Origin of the sequence: Spirosoma sp. KNUC1025, assembly GCF_045160025.1 — a bacterium.
In the GTDB taxonomy this organism is placed as follows: Bacteria; Bacteroidota; Bacteroidia; order Cytophagales; family Spirosomataceae; genus Spirosoma.
Genome location: NZ_CP087139.1, coordinates 3,007,501 through 3,024,017 on the forward strand (window position 1 = coordinate 3,007,501; position 16,517 = coordinate 3,024,017).

Annotated in this window: 14 protein-coding genes, 2 rRNA genes and 2 pseudogenes (1 of these 18 running past the window's edge); 9 read left to right on the plus strand and 9 right to left on the minus strand. The window is 47.0% G+C overall.

From position 1 onward, the window contains the following. The 5 genes and pseudogenes from LN737_RS13060 to LN737_RS13080 form a co-directional block, all read left to right on the plus strand. Window positions 1–1,044: ribosomal RNA gene (locus tag LN737_RS13060) — 23S ribosomal RNA — on the plus strand (it extends 1,790 nt beyond the left edge of the window). Window positions 1,045–1,175: 131 nt separating this feature from the next. Next, window positions 1,176–1,287, plus strand: a 5S ribosomal RNA gene (gene rrf / locus LN737_RS13065). A 183-nt stretch (window positions 1,288–1,470) separates the two neighbouring features. Next, a complete protein-coding gene (locus LN737_RS13070) occupies window positions 1,471–1,959 on the plus strand; it encodes a (2Fe-2S)-binding protein (RefSeq protein WP_405519487.1) in 489 nt (162 codons plus the stop codon). A gap of 2 nt (window positions 1,960–1,961) precedes the next feature. Further along, window positions 1,962–4,117 (plus strand): annotated as a pseudogene (locus LN737_RS13075) (molybdopterin cofactor-binding domain-containing protein). 53 nt (window positions 4,118–4,170) lie between these two features. Beyond that, window positions 4,171–4,467, plus strand: a complete 297-nt coding sequence (locus LN737_RS13080; protein ID WP_405519489.1) for an antibiotic biosynthesis monooxygenase family protein — start codon at window positions 4,171–4,173, stop codon at window positions 4,465–4,467. A gap of 70 nt (window positions 4,468–4,537) precedes the next feature. Here the strand turns inward: LN737_RS13080 and LN737_RS13085 are convergent, their stop codons facing one another. Beyond that, complete coding sequence (locus LN737_RS13085; protein ID WP_405519491.1) at window positions 4,538–4,912, minus strand: hypothetical protein; 375 nt, start codon at window positions 4,910–4,912, stop codon at window positions 4,538–4,540. A gap of 420 nt (window positions 4,913–5,332) precedes the next feature. Between LN737_RS13085 and LN737_RS13090 the strand changes: the two genes are divergently transcribed. After that, window positions 5,333–6,415 carry a Gfo/Idh/MocA family protein gene (locus LN737_RS13090; RefSeq protein ID WP_405519493.1) on the plus strand — a complete coding sequence of 361 codons (1,083 nt, stop codon included), beginning with the start codon at window positions 5,333–5,335 and terminating at the stop codon, window positions 6,413–6,415. Between the two features lie 67 nt (window positions 6,416–6,482). On the opposite strand, the gene LN737_RS13095 is transcribed toward LN737_RS13090, so the two are convergent. From LN737_RS13095 to LN737_RS13130, 8 genes are all read right to left on the minus strand, one after another. Continuing rightward, window positions 6,483–8,138, minus strand: coding sequence for a D-alanine--D-alanine ligase (locus LN737_RS13095; protein ID WP_405519495.1), 1,656 nt, complete (start codon window positions 8,136–8,138; stop codon window positions 6,483–6,485). 300 nt (window positions 8,139–8,438) lie between these two features. Then, complete coding sequence (locus LN737_RS13100) at window positions 8,439–8,705, minus strand: NifU family protein (RefSeq protein ID WP_405519496.1); 267 nt, start codon at window positions 8,703–8,705, stop codon at window positions 8,439–8,441. 42 nt (window positions 8,706–8,747) lie between these two features. Further along, window positions 8,748–9,851, minus strand: coding sequence for an Mrp/NBP35 family ATP-binding protein (locus LN737_RS13105; RefSeq protein ID WP_405519498.1), 1,104 nt, complete (start codon window positions 9,849–9,851; stop codon window positions 8,748–8,750). Between the two features lie 95 nt (window positions 9,852–9,946). Further along, window positions 9,947–10,945 carry a GSCFA domain-containing protein gene (locus LN737_RS13110; protein WP_405519500.1) on the minus strand — a complete coding sequence of 333 codons (999 nt, stop codon included), beginning with the start codon at window positions 10,943–10,945 and terminating at the stop codon, window positions 9,947–9,949. 181 nt (window positions 10,946–11,126) lie between these two features. Further along, a complete protein-coding gene (gene rplI, locus LN737_RS13115) occupies window positions 11,127–11,570 on the minus strand; it encodes a 50S ribosomal protein L9 (RefSeq protein WP_405519501.1) in 444 nt (147 codons plus the stop codon). A gap of 101 nt (window positions 11,571–11,671) precedes the next feature. Then, window positions 11,672–11,923 (minus strand): 30S ribosomal protein S18, encoded by a 252-nt coding sequence (gene rpsR, locus LN737_RS13120; RefSeq protein WP_012925715.1) that lies wholly within the window; start codon window positions 11,921–11,923, stop codon window positions 11,672–11,674. A 14-nt stretch (window positions 11,924–11,937) separates the two neighbouring features. Beyond that, window positions 11,938–12,300 (minus strand): 30S ribosomal protein S6, encoded by a 363-nt coding sequence (rpsF, locus tag LN737_RS13125; RefSeq protein WP_405519504.1) that lies wholly within the window; start codon window positions 12,298–12,300, stop codon window positions 11,938–11,940. 131 nt (window positions 12,301–12,431) lie between these two features. Continuing rightward, window positions 12,432–13,373: a hypothetical protein gene (locus LN737_RS13130; RefSeq protein ID WP_405520401.1), complete on the minus strand. Its 942-nt coding sequence runs from the start codon at window positions 13,371–13,373 to the stop codon at window positions 12,432–12,434. A 281-nt stretch (window positions 13,374–13,654) separates the two neighbouring features. Here LN737_RS13130 and LN737_RS13135 point away from each other — a divergent pair, with 281 nt between their 5' ends. The 3 genes and pseudogenes from LN737_RS13135 (at window position 13,655) to LN737_RS13145 (ending at window position 16,462) form a co-directional block, all read left to right on the plus strand. After that, window positions 13,655–14,314 carry a YggS family pyridoxal phosphate-dependent enzyme gene (locus LN737_RS13135; RefSeq protein ID WP_405519505.1) on the plus strand — a complete coding sequence of 220 codons (660 nt, stop codon included), beginning with the start codon at window positions 13,655–13,657 and terminating at the stop codon, window positions 14,312–14,314. 67 nt (window positions 14,315–14,381) lie between these two features. Then, window positions 14,382–14,758 (plus strand): annotated as a pseudogene (locus LN737_RS13140) (DUF423 domain-containing protein). A 108-nt stretch (window positions 14,759–14,866) separates the two neighbouring features. Further along, on the plus strand, window positions 14,867–16,462 hold the full coding sequence (locus tag LN737_RS13145) for a peptide chain release factor 3 (protein WP_405519507.1): 1,596 nt from the start codon (window positions 14,867–14,869) through the stop codon (window positions 16,460–16,462). Window positions 16,463–16,517 lie beyond the last annotated feature (55 nt).

Consider the following 16,517-nt stretch of genomic DNA (forward strand, 5'->3'; position numbering starts at 1 on the left):
CCGGTGCTGGAAGGTTAAGGGGGGAGCTTAGTCGCAAGGCGAAGGTTTGAACTGAAGCCCCAGTAAACGGCGGCCGTAACTATAACGGTCCTAAGGTAGCGAAATTCCTTGTCGGGTAAGTTCCGACCTGCACGAATGGTGTAACGATCTGGGCACTGTCTCAACCATGAGTTCGGTGAAATTGTAGTAGCGGTGAAGATGCCGCTTACCCGCCACGGGACGGAAAGACCCCGTGCACCTTTACTACAGCTTAACATAGAATGCCGGTCAGCCATGTGTAGGATAGGCGGGAGATTGTGAAGCGGAGTCGCCAGGCTTCGTGGAATCAACCTTGAAATACCGCCCTTGTCTGACTGGCGTTCTAACGGAGAGATCCGGACGGTGTTTGGTGGGTAGTTTGACTGGGGTGGTCACCTCCGAAAGGGTAACGGAGGTTTCCCAAGGTTGGCTCATGCCGGACGGTAATCGGCAGGGGAGTGCAATAGCAAAAGCCAGCTTGACAGTGAGGCCGACGCGCCGATCTGGGACGAAAGTCGGGTATAGTGATCCGGTGGTTCCGCATGGAAGGGCCATCGCTCAAAGGATAAAAGGTACGCCGGGGATAACAGGCTGATCTCCCCCAAGAGCTCACATCGACGGGGAGGTTTGGCACCTCGATGTCGGCTCGTCACATCCTGGGGCTGGAGAAGGTTCCAAGGGTTCGGCTGTTCGCCGATTAAAGTGGCACGCGAGCTGGGTTCAGAACGTCGTGAGACAGTTCGGTCCCTATCTGTGGTGGGCGTGGGAATACTGACGGGATCTGTCCTTAGTACGAGAGGACCGGGATGGACGCACCGCTGGCGGATCGGTTGTTTGGCCGCAGGCACGGCCGAGTAGCTACGTGCGGATCAGATAAGCGCTGAAAGCATCTAAGTGCGAAACTGGCCTGAAGATGAGTGTTCCGGTATAAAGGGGTGTTGGAGACGACGACGTGGATAGGCGGCAGGTGTAGGCGTAGAGATGCGTTGAGCTGAGCCGTACTAATGACCCCGGACGCGTGTTGGTGGTGTTGTTCTGAAGACGTAGCTGTGTGTGAAGGTTGTTTAGTTGATGATTGGATCCGGATCTCTCTCTGTGGGGCATAAGACACAAGGGTATTGGGCTGACCGAGGGGTCGGCCACTGAAGAGTCAACAGGTTGGTGCTGGTCAGGCGGGTGGACACCTCTTTCCATCTCGAACAGAGCCGTTAAGCCCCGTACTGCCGATGGTACTGCTGTCACAAGTGGGAGAGTAGGTAGGTGCCACCTTTGAAACCTAGGGGGTCTGTCCAGCTGGACAGACCCCTTTTTTTATGCCTATTTCGATACGTTTTAGAAGCCGCGTTCATTATTGAACCGGCTTTTTGTTTTTAGTTGCTTCTAAAGTAAGTAGACGACGTTAATACTGCCTTTTTCTTATATTCGCTAATACAGGCTTATTCTACGCAATCAATGGCTATCTTCAAACTACAAATTAATGGTCAAAACTATCAGGCTGATGTTGAGCCCGATACTCCGCTGCTATGGGTTTTAAGAGATTCTCTTGGCCTTGTTGGTACAAAATATGGGTGTGGTATCGCTCAGTGTGGTGCCTGCACTATTCATTTAAACGGTGAAGCGACTCGTTCGTGCGTATTACCTGTGTCTGCAGTCGGGAAATCAAAAGTGACTACAATTGAAGGGCTCTCCCCAGATGGTAAACATCCCGTACAACAAGCCTGGGATAAAGTGGATGTACCTCAGTGTGGGTATTGTCAGGCAGGTCAAATTATGACAGCCGCAGCATTACTATCGCATAATCCTAAACCAACTCAGGCTGAAATAGATGATACGATGACCGCTAATCTCTGTCGTTGTGGAACCTATCATCGGATTCGTGAAGCAGTGAAATTAGCATCAGGCATGACAACAGCATCCTCCAAACAGTCAAAAACAAGATAGCTATGGAAACGATAAAAAACTCCAATCGAAGGGATTTTTTAAAGGTAGTTGCGGCAGCTGGAGGTGGGCTTCTGTTAGGCTTTAACTGGGTTGAGTCAGAGGCAGCAACCAATACGCTGTCTACGAACGTATCAGCTCTGGCAGGGGTAAATTTTAACAGCTACCTTTCTATTGATCCACAGGGAATTATTACGATTCTGTCGCCAAATCCTGAGGTTGGACAGGGCATCAAAACTGCCTTCCCGATTATTGTAGCCGAGGAGTTAGATGCCGATTGGACAAAGGTTGTTGTAGAGCAAGCCCCGCTTGATACCAAAAAGTTTGAACGCCAGGTGGCTGGGGGAGCGGCTCGATTCCTCACTCCTGGCAGCGGCTGCGTAAAGCAGGGGCTACGGCGCGACAAATGCTGTTGGAAGCTGGTGCCAAACGCTGGAATGTACCAGTTTCAGAATGTTCTACTGATAAAGGATTTGTGCTGCATACCACTAGTAAACGGAAGCTAAGTTATGGGGAGTTAGCAACAGAAGCGTCACAAATTCCTGTTCCCGCGGATGTTAAGCTGAAAGATATTAAAGACTTTAAGTTGATTGGCAGCACCGTAAAGAATGTCGATAACCCTAAAATAATCGCTGGTAAACCACTGTTTGGGCTAGACTTCTATCGAGACGGAATGCTGTTTGCTATGATACAACGCCCTGCTTTTGGATATAAGCTGAAATCCTTGAATGCGGAGACTGCTAAAGCCATGAAGGGGATTGTCAATGTTGTTACGTTCGACAATAACGTAGCGGTTGTCGGTAAATCGACCTGGCAGGTAAAAAAAGCGAAAGATGCTTTAAAAATCGAGTGGGAAAAGGCTGATGTTCTGGAAAGCACCGCAGATCATAATCGGCTGTTTAAGGAAATGCTGGACGACTCAAACGCAACGGTTCGTCGGAAAGACGGCGATGTTGAAGCAGCGTTTAAAAATGCGGCTAAAGTAATCAAGGCAGAATATCAGTGCCCGTTCTTGCCACACAATCCACTGGAGCCGATGAATTTTTTTGCCCATGTTCGGTCTGACGGGGCAGAACTGGTTGGGCCTACCCAAACACCCGAACTAGCACGTAACGAAACAGCCAAACTGCTCGGTATTTCGCCTGATAAAGTAACCGTGCAGCTTACCCGAATGGGTGGTGGTTTTGGCCGTCGTTTAAAAGCTGATTACGTAATCGAGGCTGTACAGGTTTCAAAACTTGTTAATGCGCCGGTTAAGGTTATCTGGACGCGCGAAGACGATATGACCGGAGGCAGCTATCGCCCCGCAGTACGTTATCGATTCGAGGCAGCGCTAGATGAACAACAGAATTTGATTGGCTATAAACTGCGAGGGGCCAGCATTAATGCTGGTAATGCAACGAGAGAAGATAATTTTCCGGCAGGGGCGGTTGATAATTTACTGATCGATAGTGTCGATCACAAGTCGCCTATTACAACCGGCCCGTGGCGGGCGCCCATAACGAATTTCCTGGCCTTTGCGGAGCAGTCGTTTCTGGATGAGGTGGCCCAAGCTGCTGGTAAAGATCCCGTGCAATTCAGGCTGGAATTATTGGATAAAGCTAAACAGAAACCGACTGGCGCCATCAAGTACGACATCGACCGGATGAAGGGCGTTATCGAACTAGCGGCAGAAAAATCGGGCTGGGGCAAAAAGAAAGGAGCGGATGGTAAACCCGTAGCGCAGGGCTTTAGCGTTTATTTTTCGCACCGATCGTACGTAGCGCAGGTAGGTGAAGTGGTTATGCAGAAAGGAAAGCCTGTGCTGCAAAAAGTGTATTCGGCGGCTGATTGCGGTGTAGTCGTCAACCAGAGCGGAGCACAACAGCAGGTTAGAGGTTGTGTTGTCGATGGGATCGGCCACGCTATGTACGGTAATATTACGTTCAAAGAGGGTGTGCCAGACCAGAAAAATTTTAATGACTATCGACTTATTCGACTCAATGAAATTCCTGAGATCGATGTATACTTTGTTCAGAACGAGATCGAACCAACTGGCCTGGGCGAGCCATCTTTACCACCGGCTGGTGGAGCCGTTGCGAACGCTATCTTTAAAGCAACTGGTAAGCGGCTACGAAGTCAGCCGTTTGTTGAACAGCCGGAATTTAAGGGTGTTTCATAGCAGAACCCTATAACTTTTAAAACACGTATCGTTAACTAGTCGTCAGTATAAGTATGTATGCCCGGATAATTCAATTTCCTATAAAGCCCGAATTTATAACTGAAGCCGTTGAGTATTTCCGTTATTCGGTAGGGCCAGCGCTGAAAACACATGCAGGTTTCAAGTCTAGCCGTATGCTCACCAATACTGAAACCAATAAGGGGCTAATGGTAACCCTCTGGGATACAGAAGAGAATCGAAAAGCGGCTGAAACAAACGGCTTTCTTCAGGAAGTACTGAAACATATGGCTAACTACTTTGCAGGAGCGCCAACAATCGATTATTATGAGGTAAGTGTGGAAGTGAGTTAAATCGGTCTGATACGTAAGCAAATAAAAATCCCCAACGCCGGATGTAAAACGGATGTTGGGGATTTACTTTCTACTGCATGGCAATAACACGAGGTGTAAGTTGGACGGGTGTAGTTGATAAATTAACTTGTTTACGAATGCTACCTTCGCTCGATTTAACTTCCAACTCGTATTTTCCATCAGCTAGTTCTTCAACATTAAGTTTCACGGCAAATTTGGCTTCTTTCTTCCCTATAATTCGTTGAAAAACTACCTGGTTCTCCGGATTACGAAGAAGAATTTGTACGGGTGTATCCGAATTTTTTTCAACGGCAACCCGAATTTGATTGTTTACCGTAACATAGGCGCTGGCGTCAAAAGATAACGCTTTGGGATTGGTTGGATTTGTAAACGTAGCGGCTGTCATCAGAACGGAAGCGGCTACTTTGCTCATTAGTGCAAACATGATTTTGTAGTGTTAAATGGTTAAAATATAGTTGTTTACTGTTCACTCAAACTGTTCCAAAGGTCATGCCAATTGATAAATCACCTGATAATCAGTTATTTGCCTGTGTGCTTGTCTAATTGGCCTGTCCACTTGCGGACAGTTATCGTTCACTTGCGGACAAAACTAGTAGCTCACGTCCCGATGTAAAATCACATTGATTATGAATTGTAAGAATCGGCGGATAAAGCGTATAAAATTCGCGCCAAACTGTTTGAACGTTTTTCTAAATAACCTGATTTACAGCCTGTAAGCTTAATGAATGGTTGTGACGGCACCAGCTAACGAACTGGATACACAAGCATCATTGACGGGTTTAGTAAATTAAGCGTGCTGTATGCTTTATTTTTGTGCTTACGTTTTAAGTTTTCTCCAATTAACATGTCAATATCTTCTCAATCATTGCGAGTACTTGTTGTCGGTTGCGGTAATATGGGCGCGTCGCATGCTATCGCCTATAAAACACTGGATGGATTTGACATCTGCGGTATCGTTTCTACTGGCAACAGCAAAGTTGTGCTCAACGAACGATTAGGCGGTGGCTATCCGCTCTTTGATGATTATGCAACGGCGCTTCTGGAAACGAAACCTGATGCGGTTTGCATTTCGACCTACCCTGATACACACGAGGCTTTTGCCATTATGGCTTTTGAGCAGGGATGTCATGTGTTTATTGAAAAGCCGATTGCCGATACGGTGGAAGGCGCTAAACGCGTGATGGAAGCTGCCCAAAAAGCAAACAAAAAGTTAGTGGTGGGGTATATTTTACGGCATCATCCGTCCTGGGCCAAATTTGTCGAGGTGGCACAGGAAATGGGTAAACCGCTGGTTATGCGAATGAACCTCAATCAACAGAGCCACGGCACTATGTGGACCGTTCACCGGAATCTGATGAAGAGTCTCAGCCCTATTGTCGACTGTGGGGTACATTATATCGACGTAATGTGCCAGATGACCCGTTCAAAACCAGTGCAGGTAAATGCTATTGGCGCCCGGTTAACGAATGATATACCAGCCGATAATTATAATTATGGCCAGTTGCAGATCCGCTTTGAAGATGGTTCTGTAGGGTGGTATGAAGCCGGTTGGGGGCCTATGATGAGTGAGACTGCTTTTTTTGTGAAAGACGTAATTGGACCAGATGGCTGCGTATCCATCGTCGCTAAAAATGCCGGTGGAACCGGTAAATCAGATAATGTCGATTCACATACGAAAACTGAGTCATTACGTGTCCACCGGGCAGCGCTAAACGAAAACGATCAGTTCGTAACGGAAGACACCTGGATTGATATGCAGGATGAACCAGATCATCAGGAGTTGTGTAATCGGGAACAGCGCTATTTTCTGACAGCTATTCAGGAAAATCTGGACCTGACAGATCACATGCAGGATGCGGTTAACAGCCTTCAGATCGCCTTTGCCTGTGATGAGTCTGTCAGAACGGGGCAGCCGGTTCTTTTATAAACCCCTATAAATCAACTTGCCGAAAGGTTTGACCTTTCGGCAAGTTGATAAACCTGTAAGCGCTAGTTTATACGTATCGTTCCGTGATGTGTTGAGTACGCTCAGCAGTTTCAAGTAACAACGGATGCCGTGTTTGACTCAGCGCTGTTTCCAGTTCGTCAATTGTCTCTTTGAACAGTAGATAAACGGGAATTTCATAATACTCCTGTTTGCTTTTGATGTACATCAGGGAAGGGCGTACCGTTCCTGAAGCCGCCAGTTCGTTATACTGCTGTTTGGCAGCGGCAAACTGTTCGTCGCTATTGCCAAATGAAATGACCCGCTCAGGCAGAGGATTCGCCTTTCTTTCAGCCAGTTTACGGTCGAGATCCGTTAGCAGACTTTTAAGGTGATACGTATCTTTTCCGGTTCGGATACGCTCACGCAGCGATTGCCGGATAAGGTACGTCAGCGCATTGGCCAGATTTAAACCGATTTCGGCCATCTGTTTGAAAATCAGCGATGAGGGCGACATTCCCGGAATGGTGTTCGGGTCGTGGAGCAATACTCGGCTATCGGGTGTCAAAAATCCATCAATACGGGCGTAAACGTTTATACCTAACCGTGTAAATACCTCAGCCACGGCCAACTGAATTTTACGGTTGTTTTCCAGGCTGGTATCTACCGGAATTCGCTTTTTGGTCGTACTGAGCTTGTACTTCGACTCAAAATCAAAACTCGTTACGTTGTAAATCTCAGTGGGGGGTAGCGCAATCGCTACCTGATCATCATCCTGAATCACTCCGCACGAAAATTCCTGGCCACTTATAAATTCTTCGAACAGAACCTCATCTTCAGCGTTAGGTGACGCCAGCGTAATCAGTGAGCCGTTCTGTTTGGTCAATACGTCGAATCGTTCGATAAACTCTTTTGGGTGGTTGATAACCTCACCGGTTTGCTCAATCACAACGGGAAAGCTAATTCCCGAATCGAGGCTGACCATTTTCTGTGCCAGCTCTTTCTTTTCCTTGGCTGATAAATCCACCCATTCGCTCAACTTCGACCACCCATCGGGCTGTACGGTCATCGTGAAAAAGCATTGCTCAACAGCTCTACAAAATTGGGTGAGATCGACTTCCCGTACGATAGATACGCCAATAGAAGAGCCCTGGTGGGGAGCTTTTATGACAATGGGTAAACCAAGGTGCTCAATTAATGATTGGAAAAATTGCGCTTTGTCAGCTTGTTCATACGCATCGCGACTAATCGTTGCGGTTTTCTTTTGCTGGCCGTTTGCCAGAGCGATCAATTCATTTTGCAGTATTTTGTTAATGCCAACGGCCGAACCAACCAATCCTGGGCCGGTATAAGGCATTTTATACCACTCAAGTAATCCCTGAATCGCGCCGTCTTCACAATCTGGGCCGTGCATAGCCAGAAAGGCCATGTCGAAATGATCCCGAAACTGTTCTGGCCGAATTTCCGGAAGAATTGCGTCGAGTGCGTTAGCATCGAGCGATTCATCATACACGGAAAATCCAGAGTCATCTTGAGGCAGCGTTTCACGTAATGAAGCTGAGTGAAGAAAATCGGGGGTGGCGAGCCGAAACCGACCACGTCCATCAACAAAAATCAGAATGGGCTCGAATAAGCCTTTGTCCAGATTAGCTAAAGCTGTACGCCCGCCCGCAAATGACACCTCGCGTTCCCGCGCTGGACCACCGAAGAAAATGCCTATTTTCACAGAATTGAGGGATATTACTGGTTGCAAAGAAACAAAAAAGCCACCGGTTTTCAGGCCTGTGGCTAGTATATGAGCGTGTAATGGATGCGTTTTCGTCAAGTAAAATCCTTATAAGGCAAGTTGAAGAAAAAGCTTGTCTATGGCGCTACGTAGTTTTGAGCATTGCAGAACTTGATAGCCAGCTACAACTTACAGAGGAAGTCATTCAGAAATACGCTCCTATAAAAAGCTAATTCGGTTGATTAAAGACGTATCGCCCGGTGTTTTACGTATCACGTCTGTCAACCAGCATTAGATCAGTTAAAAAGCGGGTGTCAGATTGACCGCTTCGACTTTTGTAATCTCAGGAACAGCTTTCAGAATGGCTTCCTCCAGACCTCCTTTAAAGGTCATCGCTGACATTGGACAGGTACCGCATGATCCAACTAGTTCGAGCCGCACGGTTTTGTCGTCGGTCACTTCCAGTATTTTCACATTACCACCGTCAGCTGCCAGATAGGGACGCATACTGTCGAGTGCCCGTTCTATTTTTGTAATCAGTTGGTCGTTGTTAACTACCGTTTCCATTGTAACTATTGATTTACGGTAAATTTATACTTTCTACTTCGTTTATGCAACCTGTACCCGCTCCGTACGGTCGACAGTCGCGTTGCGTATGGCCACCTGCTGAGCAAGGGCTTCGGCCGTAGCCTGAAAAGCTTCCATAGCCACGGGTTCGCCAGTACTGAAGGCTGGCCGACCTTCGTCACCAGCTTCGCGTATGCTCTGTACAAGTGGAATTTGCCCAAGCAGAGGTACGTCAAACTGGCTCGCCAGGAGTTGACCGCCACCTTTGCCAAAGATATAATACTTATGGTCCGGTAGTTCGGCCGGAGTAAAATACGACATATTCTCAATCACGCCCAGCACCGGTACGTTAATCTGTGGCTGCCTGAACATGGCTAAGCCCTTTGTCGCATCGGCAAGGGCAACCTTCTGCGGGGTTGTCACGATGATGGCGCCTGTAACCGGTACAGTCTGCACCAGCGTCAGGTGAATATCGCCCGTACCTGGCGGCATATCGATAAGCAGGTAATCTAATTCACCCCAGTCGGCATCCGAAAAGAACTGCTGCAAAGCCCGACCAGCCATCGTTCCTCGCCATATAACGGCCTGACCTGGTGCAATCAACAAGCCCATCGACAGCATTTTGATCCCAAATTGCTGGACAGGCTCCATTTTTGTCTGCCCGTCTACCTGATAGATACGTGGCTGAATGTTTTCAGCACCAAACATAGTGGGCATCGAAGGCCCGTAAATATCCGCGTCAATCACGCCCACTTTTGCACCTGATTTGTGCAGGGCAATGGCCAGATTGGCTGTTACGGTCGATTTACCAACTCCACCTTTCCCCGACGAGACAGCAATGATATTTTTTACGCCGGGCAGCGTCGGTGCATTATTGCGCGTAGACGTAACATCTGACGTCATATCAACCGTTACCTGAATATTAGCACCGATGTATGTATGAATTGCGTCTTCACAACGTTTGCGAATCACTTCTTTCAGCGGACAAGCCGGTGTCGTAAGCACAACCGTAAACCGAACGGAATCAATGCTCAGCGTTACGTCCTTCACCATGTTAAGCGATACAATGTCGCGCTTTAAGTCGGGTTCCTCAACAGTGCTTAATGCCCGCAGAACGGCTTCTTTAGATAATCGGTAATCAGACATTTGGAAATAAAAAATGGAGACTGAATAAGGGCAATGGTGGCATGATGAACACGGACGAAGCGCTGCTTACATGAAGCGTTGTGCATAATCCATCGCTACGCATTGTCCATTACACATTTTTCTAAACGACTTCGTACCTCTGTCAGTTCCACCGATACGTCCACGCGGTCGGATATACTGTCTAGCTGAGCAAGTAGCCTGGTCAAAAATTGCTGATGCGCCAGACTGCCGTTGCCATGAAGCGGCCGGTGCGCCAGTGATTTGTGGATCTGTGCCCACTCTTTAATGAAGTTACGAAGGTCAGTATCAAACGCACTTTCAGAAAATTTCTCGAAGATATACTCCTGCGCCTGAGCATTCGGGTGAATCATATCGGCCTCGTAGAAACGATAGTCACGCAAATCGTCGAGCATCAATTCATAAGCTGGAAAATAACACACCCAACTATTCCAGATGCTTAACTCGTGGGCAATAACCCGTAGCATAGATTTGCTAACGCTATTCAGGGGCAACGTATCACGGGTATGGCGCACAGGACTAACCGTCAGAATGATTTTCAGGTTCGGATTCGCTTTACGAAGGCTTTTCAGCAATCGAGTCATCTCTTCACGAAGATGATCAATCTGATACAAATACTTCTCGAACAGGGTGCCTGGCATTTTGTGGCAATTGGCAACCACTTTTCCTGTTTCAATATGGCGGTACACAACGGCAGACCCCAACGTCAGAAATAGAAAATCAGCTTTGCGAATACTATCGGCGGTTTGCGTCAGGCAGTCGGTGAGCTTACCGTGTAGATCGCTTCGGCTGTTGGCCCAAAGCGATGAATGAAAATCATAATGAAACCAGATTCCATCCCGTTCAACGTAATGATTTTCATCGGGACTTATTCCGAGCAGAGCCATCGTCAGCAATTTCGTGATGGAGATCGGATTGAAAATTGTTCCGAATGGATTATTTAGTACGTTCAGTTTATGGTCGATTAACCGACGCCCTATAACATCAGCAAAGCAGGACCCAACTGTTACGATCTGACTGTTCAGACCAATGCGATGGGGGAGTGTTTCTGGTGAAAATTCGGTATGAAATTGCATACTTTGTTAACACAAAACCCGGCCATTTAGGTCCTGAAAAGACAAAAGATTATTGTCCGTAACCAATTGATTATTAGGTGTAAATGGCCGGGAAATCCGGGTTATTACTAGAGCCTAAGCAACAAAAAAACGACCGGTCAGGTTGCTCCTGATCGGTCGTCTGATACTGGGTATGCTGGTGTTATTCAGCCGATACTACTTCAAATTTTACTTTGTGTTTCACATCTTTGTGAAGGTCAAGTGAAGCCTCGTAGGTGCCAAGCGTTTTGACGTCTTCAACCGTGATTTTCTTACGGTCGATGTCGAAACCTTTTGCACGAAGCGCATCTGCTACCTGTGTATTGGTAACACGACCGAAGATCTTGCCACTTTCGCCCGCTTTCGCCGGAATGGTCAGCACCGTATCGCCAATCGCTTCAGAAATAGCCAGCGCGTCGTTCTTGAGTTTTTCAGCTTTGTGAGCGGCCTGACGAATGTTTTCAGCAACAATCTTCTTGTTTGATTCGGTTGCCATCATTGCAAATCCCTGAGGAATCAGGTAGTTGCGGCCGTAACCAGGCTTCACCGTAACGGTGTCATTCTTGTAGCCCAGGCCGGCAATATCAGTTTTTAAAATGATGTCCATGTGTGAGAGTCGGTAAGTCAGTAAGTGGGTACGTCAACCGTCAACCAGGCACTGACGCGTCAGCAACTGAGGAACGTACCAACTAATTGACTGAATTAACTTTATTTCAGTGAATCGCCTACGTAAGGCAGGATAGCTAAATGACGAGCGCGTTTGACAGCCTGGGCCACTTTGCGCTGGTTTTTAAGGCTGGTGCCCGTTAGCCGACGGGGTAAAATTTTACCCTGTTCGTTCAGCAACTTCAGCAGGAAGTTACCGTCTTTGTAGTCGATGTATTTAATACCGGCTTTCTTGAAGCGGTCGTATTTTTTGCGGTTCTCGGTTTTCGAGACTGATTCGTTCTGCAAACTCATGATGACTGGGCCAATTAGGCGTTTTCAGTTTGTTTTTTCTTACCTACTAATCCATTCCGCTTACGCTCATTGTAAGCTACTGCGTGCTTGTCCAGCGAAATCGTCAGGTGACGAATAACGCGTTCATCGCGCAAATACTCCGTGTTGAGCTTCTCGATGAGCGTACCGGGAGCTTTGAACTCAAAGAGTTGATAATATCCCGTGTTCTTGTGCTGAATTGGGTAGGCGAGTTTGCGCAGTCCCATGCTGTCTTCATGAACAAGCTCCGCACCGTTGTCGGTCAGCACTTTCCGGAACTTGTCAACGGTGTCCTTCATCTGAGCATCAGATAAAACGGGAGTTAAAATGAACACCGTTTCGTAGTTATTAAGAAACATTTTTTTGTAATTTGTTTGAAATGAGGCCGCAAAGGTAAGAAAAAAGATGAAAGGAGGAAAGGGATGAGGGAGAAATGAGGTAATATTTTCATCACCTTCCTTTTCTCCCTCATCCCTTTCCTCCTTTTCCCTTATCGTACCGTAAACTCGCCTTCGCCGATTCGGAAGCCTTCGCAGTAGATTTCAATTGTGTGCTTTCCTTCATTGAAACGCTGTCCGCCACGTCCATAAATGAAGTCGACCTGTTGGCGGCTATTATCGAACGTAAAGCGCTGCATGGCGGTGTAGATCATTCCCTGGTCGTTGTAGGTGAATTCGCCTGAGCCGGTTGCCATATCCGAAACCACGGCTCCGCTAGGGTCCAGAATCCGCATATAAAGCACTTTCTCCTCCTGCTTGGCCAGGCCATTGGGTGCCAGCCGAACCGATACCTTTATCTTATCAATACGTTTGGCTTTGTAGCTACCCCCTTCTTTTTCTTTACCCCGCTTGTTAATGGCATCTACGCTTACGCTCTCGGCTCGCAGCGCAGCGGCTATGGTTACTTTTTCGGCCAGCTCCTTATTTTTGGTCGAGTAGGTAACAACCGAATCTGCCAGTGTCTGCCGCTCGGTTCGAAGGGTTGAATTTTCCTGGGTCAGCGAGTCATTCCGGACGGTGAGAATGCCGTTTTCTTCTTTTAAGCGCGCTATTTCCGCATCTTTCTGCGCCAACAGCGACTCATAACCACGGATTTTTCGTTCATACTTTTTGCTGTCGAACGTACTAACGTTTCTTAACTCACGCTTGTCCTTTTCCAACTGCACTTTCACTTTCATCAATGAATCGACACTGCCGCCCAATCGCTGAATCTCGGCAATTTTCGCATCCAACTGGGTCGAAATGGAATCGAGCTTTGTTTTCGCAACCAGCACTTCTTCCGTTTTTGCGGCAATGGTTGCATCTTTTGTTTTGTTATCCTGCCGTTCCTGATAATAAAAATACAGCAGCAGCACATTCAACGCTGCCAGAATAAATAAGGCCGCCAATAAATAGCTACGACTGTTATTCTTAGGTTGGGGGCGGGGCTCCATTGGGTTCATTGTTTAGGGTATGGGTTGTAGTTTAAGTTGTTTTCAAAACCAAAGCACAAGATGAATTATTGTGTTGTTTTGGCACTTTCTCACGAATTACGGCCAAAAACTACGTGTTTCCCCTTAGTTCTCAAACCTATTTTTGCATATTTTTAATAAATACCTTCCAGAATTCATTGAACTTTAATCTGCATCTAACAGGAAATGCTCTTGAAATTATCAGGTCCTGGATTCGCTGGTGTTATTTGCCGTTTATAAACTGATTACCGAAACCATATAGTATGATTGCTGATACAATCCACTCGATTGAGCAGCAACTAGCCGGAAAAGCTAAGTTGATTGCTGTGACTAAAACAAAACCAGTAACGCTTCTACAGGAAGCGTACGATGCCGGTTGTCGACGTTTTGGGGAAAACAAAGTGCAGGAGATGGTTGAGAAACAGCCGCAATTGCCTATAGATATTGAGTGGCATTTGATTGGTCATTTGCAGACGAATAAAGTCAAATACATTGCCCCTTTTGTAGCGCTGATTCAATCGATTGACAGCCTGAAACTTTTGCAGGAGGTCAATAAACAGGCTGCCCGATATAACCGTGTGATTGACTGCCTTCTGCAAATACATATTGCTGACGAAGAAACAAAATTTGGCCTTTCGCCCGAAGAGGCTGAAATCCTGCTAAACACGCCAGAACTGGACGATTTGCAGCACATACGCCTGATTGGGCTAATGGGGTTAGCAACAAACACCGATGATGAAGAACAAATCCGCCGGGAGTTTCGGGGCTTGAAGCAGCTGTTTGATCAACTGGCAGAAATAAAGCGGTTTAACGTTGCTTTTCAGGAACTGTCGATGGGCATGAGTGGCGATTATCAGATTGCCGTAGAAGAAGGCAGTACCATGGTCCGGGTTGGGAGCGCTATTTTTGGGAGTCGGTTTTAAATCCGGCGGCCGCTACTGAATACGGTTAATCCTTGTAATCTTGTAAAAATCTATTTAGTAAAGACTTATGAAATTTTTTATTCAATCCGGCGCTGTATTAGGGTTATTGGGGGTTGCATTGGGGGCTTTTGGCGCACATGCCCTTCGAACTATGCTGGAGTCGACAGGACGTACGGCTACGTTCGAAACGGCCGTTAAATATCAATTCTATCATGCGCTGGCGCTGGTAGTAGTCGGTCTGCTTATGCAGGTATTCGGCAGTAATCCAACGCTGATTAAATTACTCGGCTGGTCGGGGTACTCATTTCTGGCTGGGGTTATCATCTTCTCCGGCTCCCTATACGTATTGTGTTTCACGGGTGTTACGTGGCTGGGAGCCATTACGCCCTCGGTGGTCTTGCCCTGATAGCTGGCTGGGCACTGATGTTGTGGGCGTTTCTTTGAAATGATGAACGATGAATGATAAATGCTGAATGCTGCTCCTGAATTCATCATTCAGCATTTATCATTCATCACTAATCTTCGTATCTTTGCAGCCTGATTCTGAGAATAATGCAAACTAATATACAGGCGGAAACCGCCCGACGACGGACATTCGCCATCATTAGCCACCCCGATGCCGGGAAAACAACATTAACTGAAAAACTGCTGCTGTTTGGCGGAGCGATTCAAACGGCCGGAGCGGTAAAGTCGAACAAGATTAAGAAGTCCGCTACGTCGGATTTTATGGAGATCGAGAAGCAACGCGGTATCTCCGTTGCTACGTCGGTAATGACGTTTGAATACGATAATCTAAAGATTAATATTCTTGATACGCCTGGCCACAAAGATTTTGCGGAAGATACCTACCGGACGCTGACAGCCGTCGATAGTGTTATTCTGGTCATTGACTGTGTAAAAGGAGTAGAGGAGCAAACCGAACGGCTGATGGAAGTTTGCCGGATGCGGGATACTCCCGTTATTATTTTTATCAATAAGCTTGACCGCGAAGGCCGGAACCCGTTTGAACTGCTGGATGAGCTGGAAGAGAAGCTGAACATCCGGGTAAGACCCATGACGTGGCCCGTCAATATGGGTTCTGATTTTAAAGGGGTTTATAGCCTGATCGAAAAAAAGTTATATTTCTTTAAGGTCAATAAAACGAAAGTCGAAGACGACGTATTACCGATTGAACTTAACGAAACCCTGCTCGATAAAAAAGTAGGTGAACGCGACGCAGCACAACTTCGGGAGGATGTCGAACTGATTGAGGGTGTTTATGATGAATTCCATCGGAAAGCCTATCTGGATGGAAAACTGGCGCCCGTGTTTTTTGGGTCAGCGGTCAACAACTTCGGTGTCAAAGAATTGCTCGAAGGCTTCTGTCTGATTTCGCCTGAGCCGATAGCCCGGCAGACCGACAAACGGGAAGTATTGCCCGATGAGAAACATTTCAGTGGATTCGTTTTTAAAATCCATGCCAATCTGGACCCGCGCCACCGCGACCGGATTGCGTTTCTGCGTATTTGTTCGGGGGTTTTTGAACGTAACAAGTTTTATCATCACACCCGTCTGGATAAAAACGTGCGATTTGCCAGTCCGTTCAGCTTTATGGCCGATAGTAAGAGCGTACTGGATGAAGGTTTTCCGGGTGACGTTGTCGGTCTTTACGACACAGGTACGTTTAAAATCGGGGATACGCTTACCGAAGGCGAAGAGCTACAATTTCAGGGTATTCCCAGTTTCTCGCCCGAGATCTTCAAAGAACTGGTTAATCTTGATCCAATGAAGTCAAAACAGCTGGATAAAGGAATTCAGCAATTGACGGATGAAGGTGTAGCACAGTTATTTAACCTTGAACTGGGCAATCGGAAGATCGTTGGTACCGTTGGCGAACTTCAATTTGAAGTGATTCAATATCGGCTGGAAAACGAATACGGCGCTAAATGTCGGTGGGTGCCGCTCAACTACACGAAAGCCTGCTGGATTACAGCTGTTGACCCAATCAAACTCGCTGAATTTATTCGTCTGAAAGGTAATCAGATTGCCTACGATAAAGACCAGCACCCGGTGTTTCTGGCTGAATCCGAATGGATGTTACGTATGAACCAGCAAAATAACCCGGATATTCATTTCCATCTTACGTCTGAATTTAATGTGATTGCCTAAGTTTCGCCGAATCAGACATACCGATTCAACGGACTTATGAAAACTCATTAGAGGT

Bases quoted from the DNA above. Each gene is read 5' to 3' on its own strand.
- LN737_RS13070 (WP_405519487.1), top strand. From the start codon at position 1,471: ATGGCTATCTTCAAACTACAAATTAATGGTCAAAACTATCAGGCTGAT.
- LN737_RS13090 (WP_405519493.1), top strand. From the start codon at position 5,333: ATGTCAATATCTTCTCAATCATTGCGAGTACTTGTTGTCGGTTGCGGT.
- rpsF (WP_405519504.1), bottom strand. From the start codon at position 12,300: ATGTTTCTTAATAACTACGAAACGGTGTTCATTTTAACTCCCGTTTTA.
- LN737_RS13085 (WP_405519491.1), bottom strand. From the start codon at position 4,912: ATGTTTGCACTAATGAGCAAAGTAGCCGCTTCCGTTCTGATGACAGCC.
- LN737_RS13100 (WP_405519496.1), bottom strand. From the start codon at position 8,705: ATGGAAACGGTAGTTAACAACGACCAACTGATTACAAAAATAGAACGG.
- rpsR (WP_012925715.1), bottom strand. From the start codon at position 11,923: ATGAGTTTGCAGAACGAATCAGTCTCGAAAACCGAGAACCGCAAAAAA.
- LN737_RS13105 (WP_405519498.1), bottom strand. From the start codon at position 9,851: ATGTCTGATTACCGATTATCTAAAGAAGCCGTTCTGCGGGCATTAAGC.
- LN737_RS13080 (WP_405519489.1), top strand. From the start codon at position 4,171: ATGTATGCCCGGATAATTCAATTTCCTATAAAGCCCGAATTTATAACT.
- rplI (WP_405519501.1), bottom strand. From the start codon at position 11,570: ATGGACATCATTTTAAAAACTGATATTGCCGGCCTGGGCTACAAGAAT.
- LN737_RS13145 (WP_405519507.1), top strand. From the start codon at position 14,867: ATGCAAACTAATATACAGGCGGAAACCGCCCGACGACGGACATTCGCC.
- LN737_RS13130 (WP_405520401.1), bottom strand. From the start codon at position 13,373: ATGGAGCCCCGCCCCCAACCTAAGAATAACAGTCGTAGCTATTTATTG.
- LN737_RS13110 (WP_405519500.1), bottom strand. From the start codon at position 10,945: ATGCAATTTCATACCGAATTTTCACCAGAAACACTCCCCCATCGCATT.
- LN737_RS13135 (WP_405519505.1), top strand. From the start codon at position 13,655: ATGATTGCTGATACAATCCACTCGATTGAGCAGCAACTAGCCGGAAAA.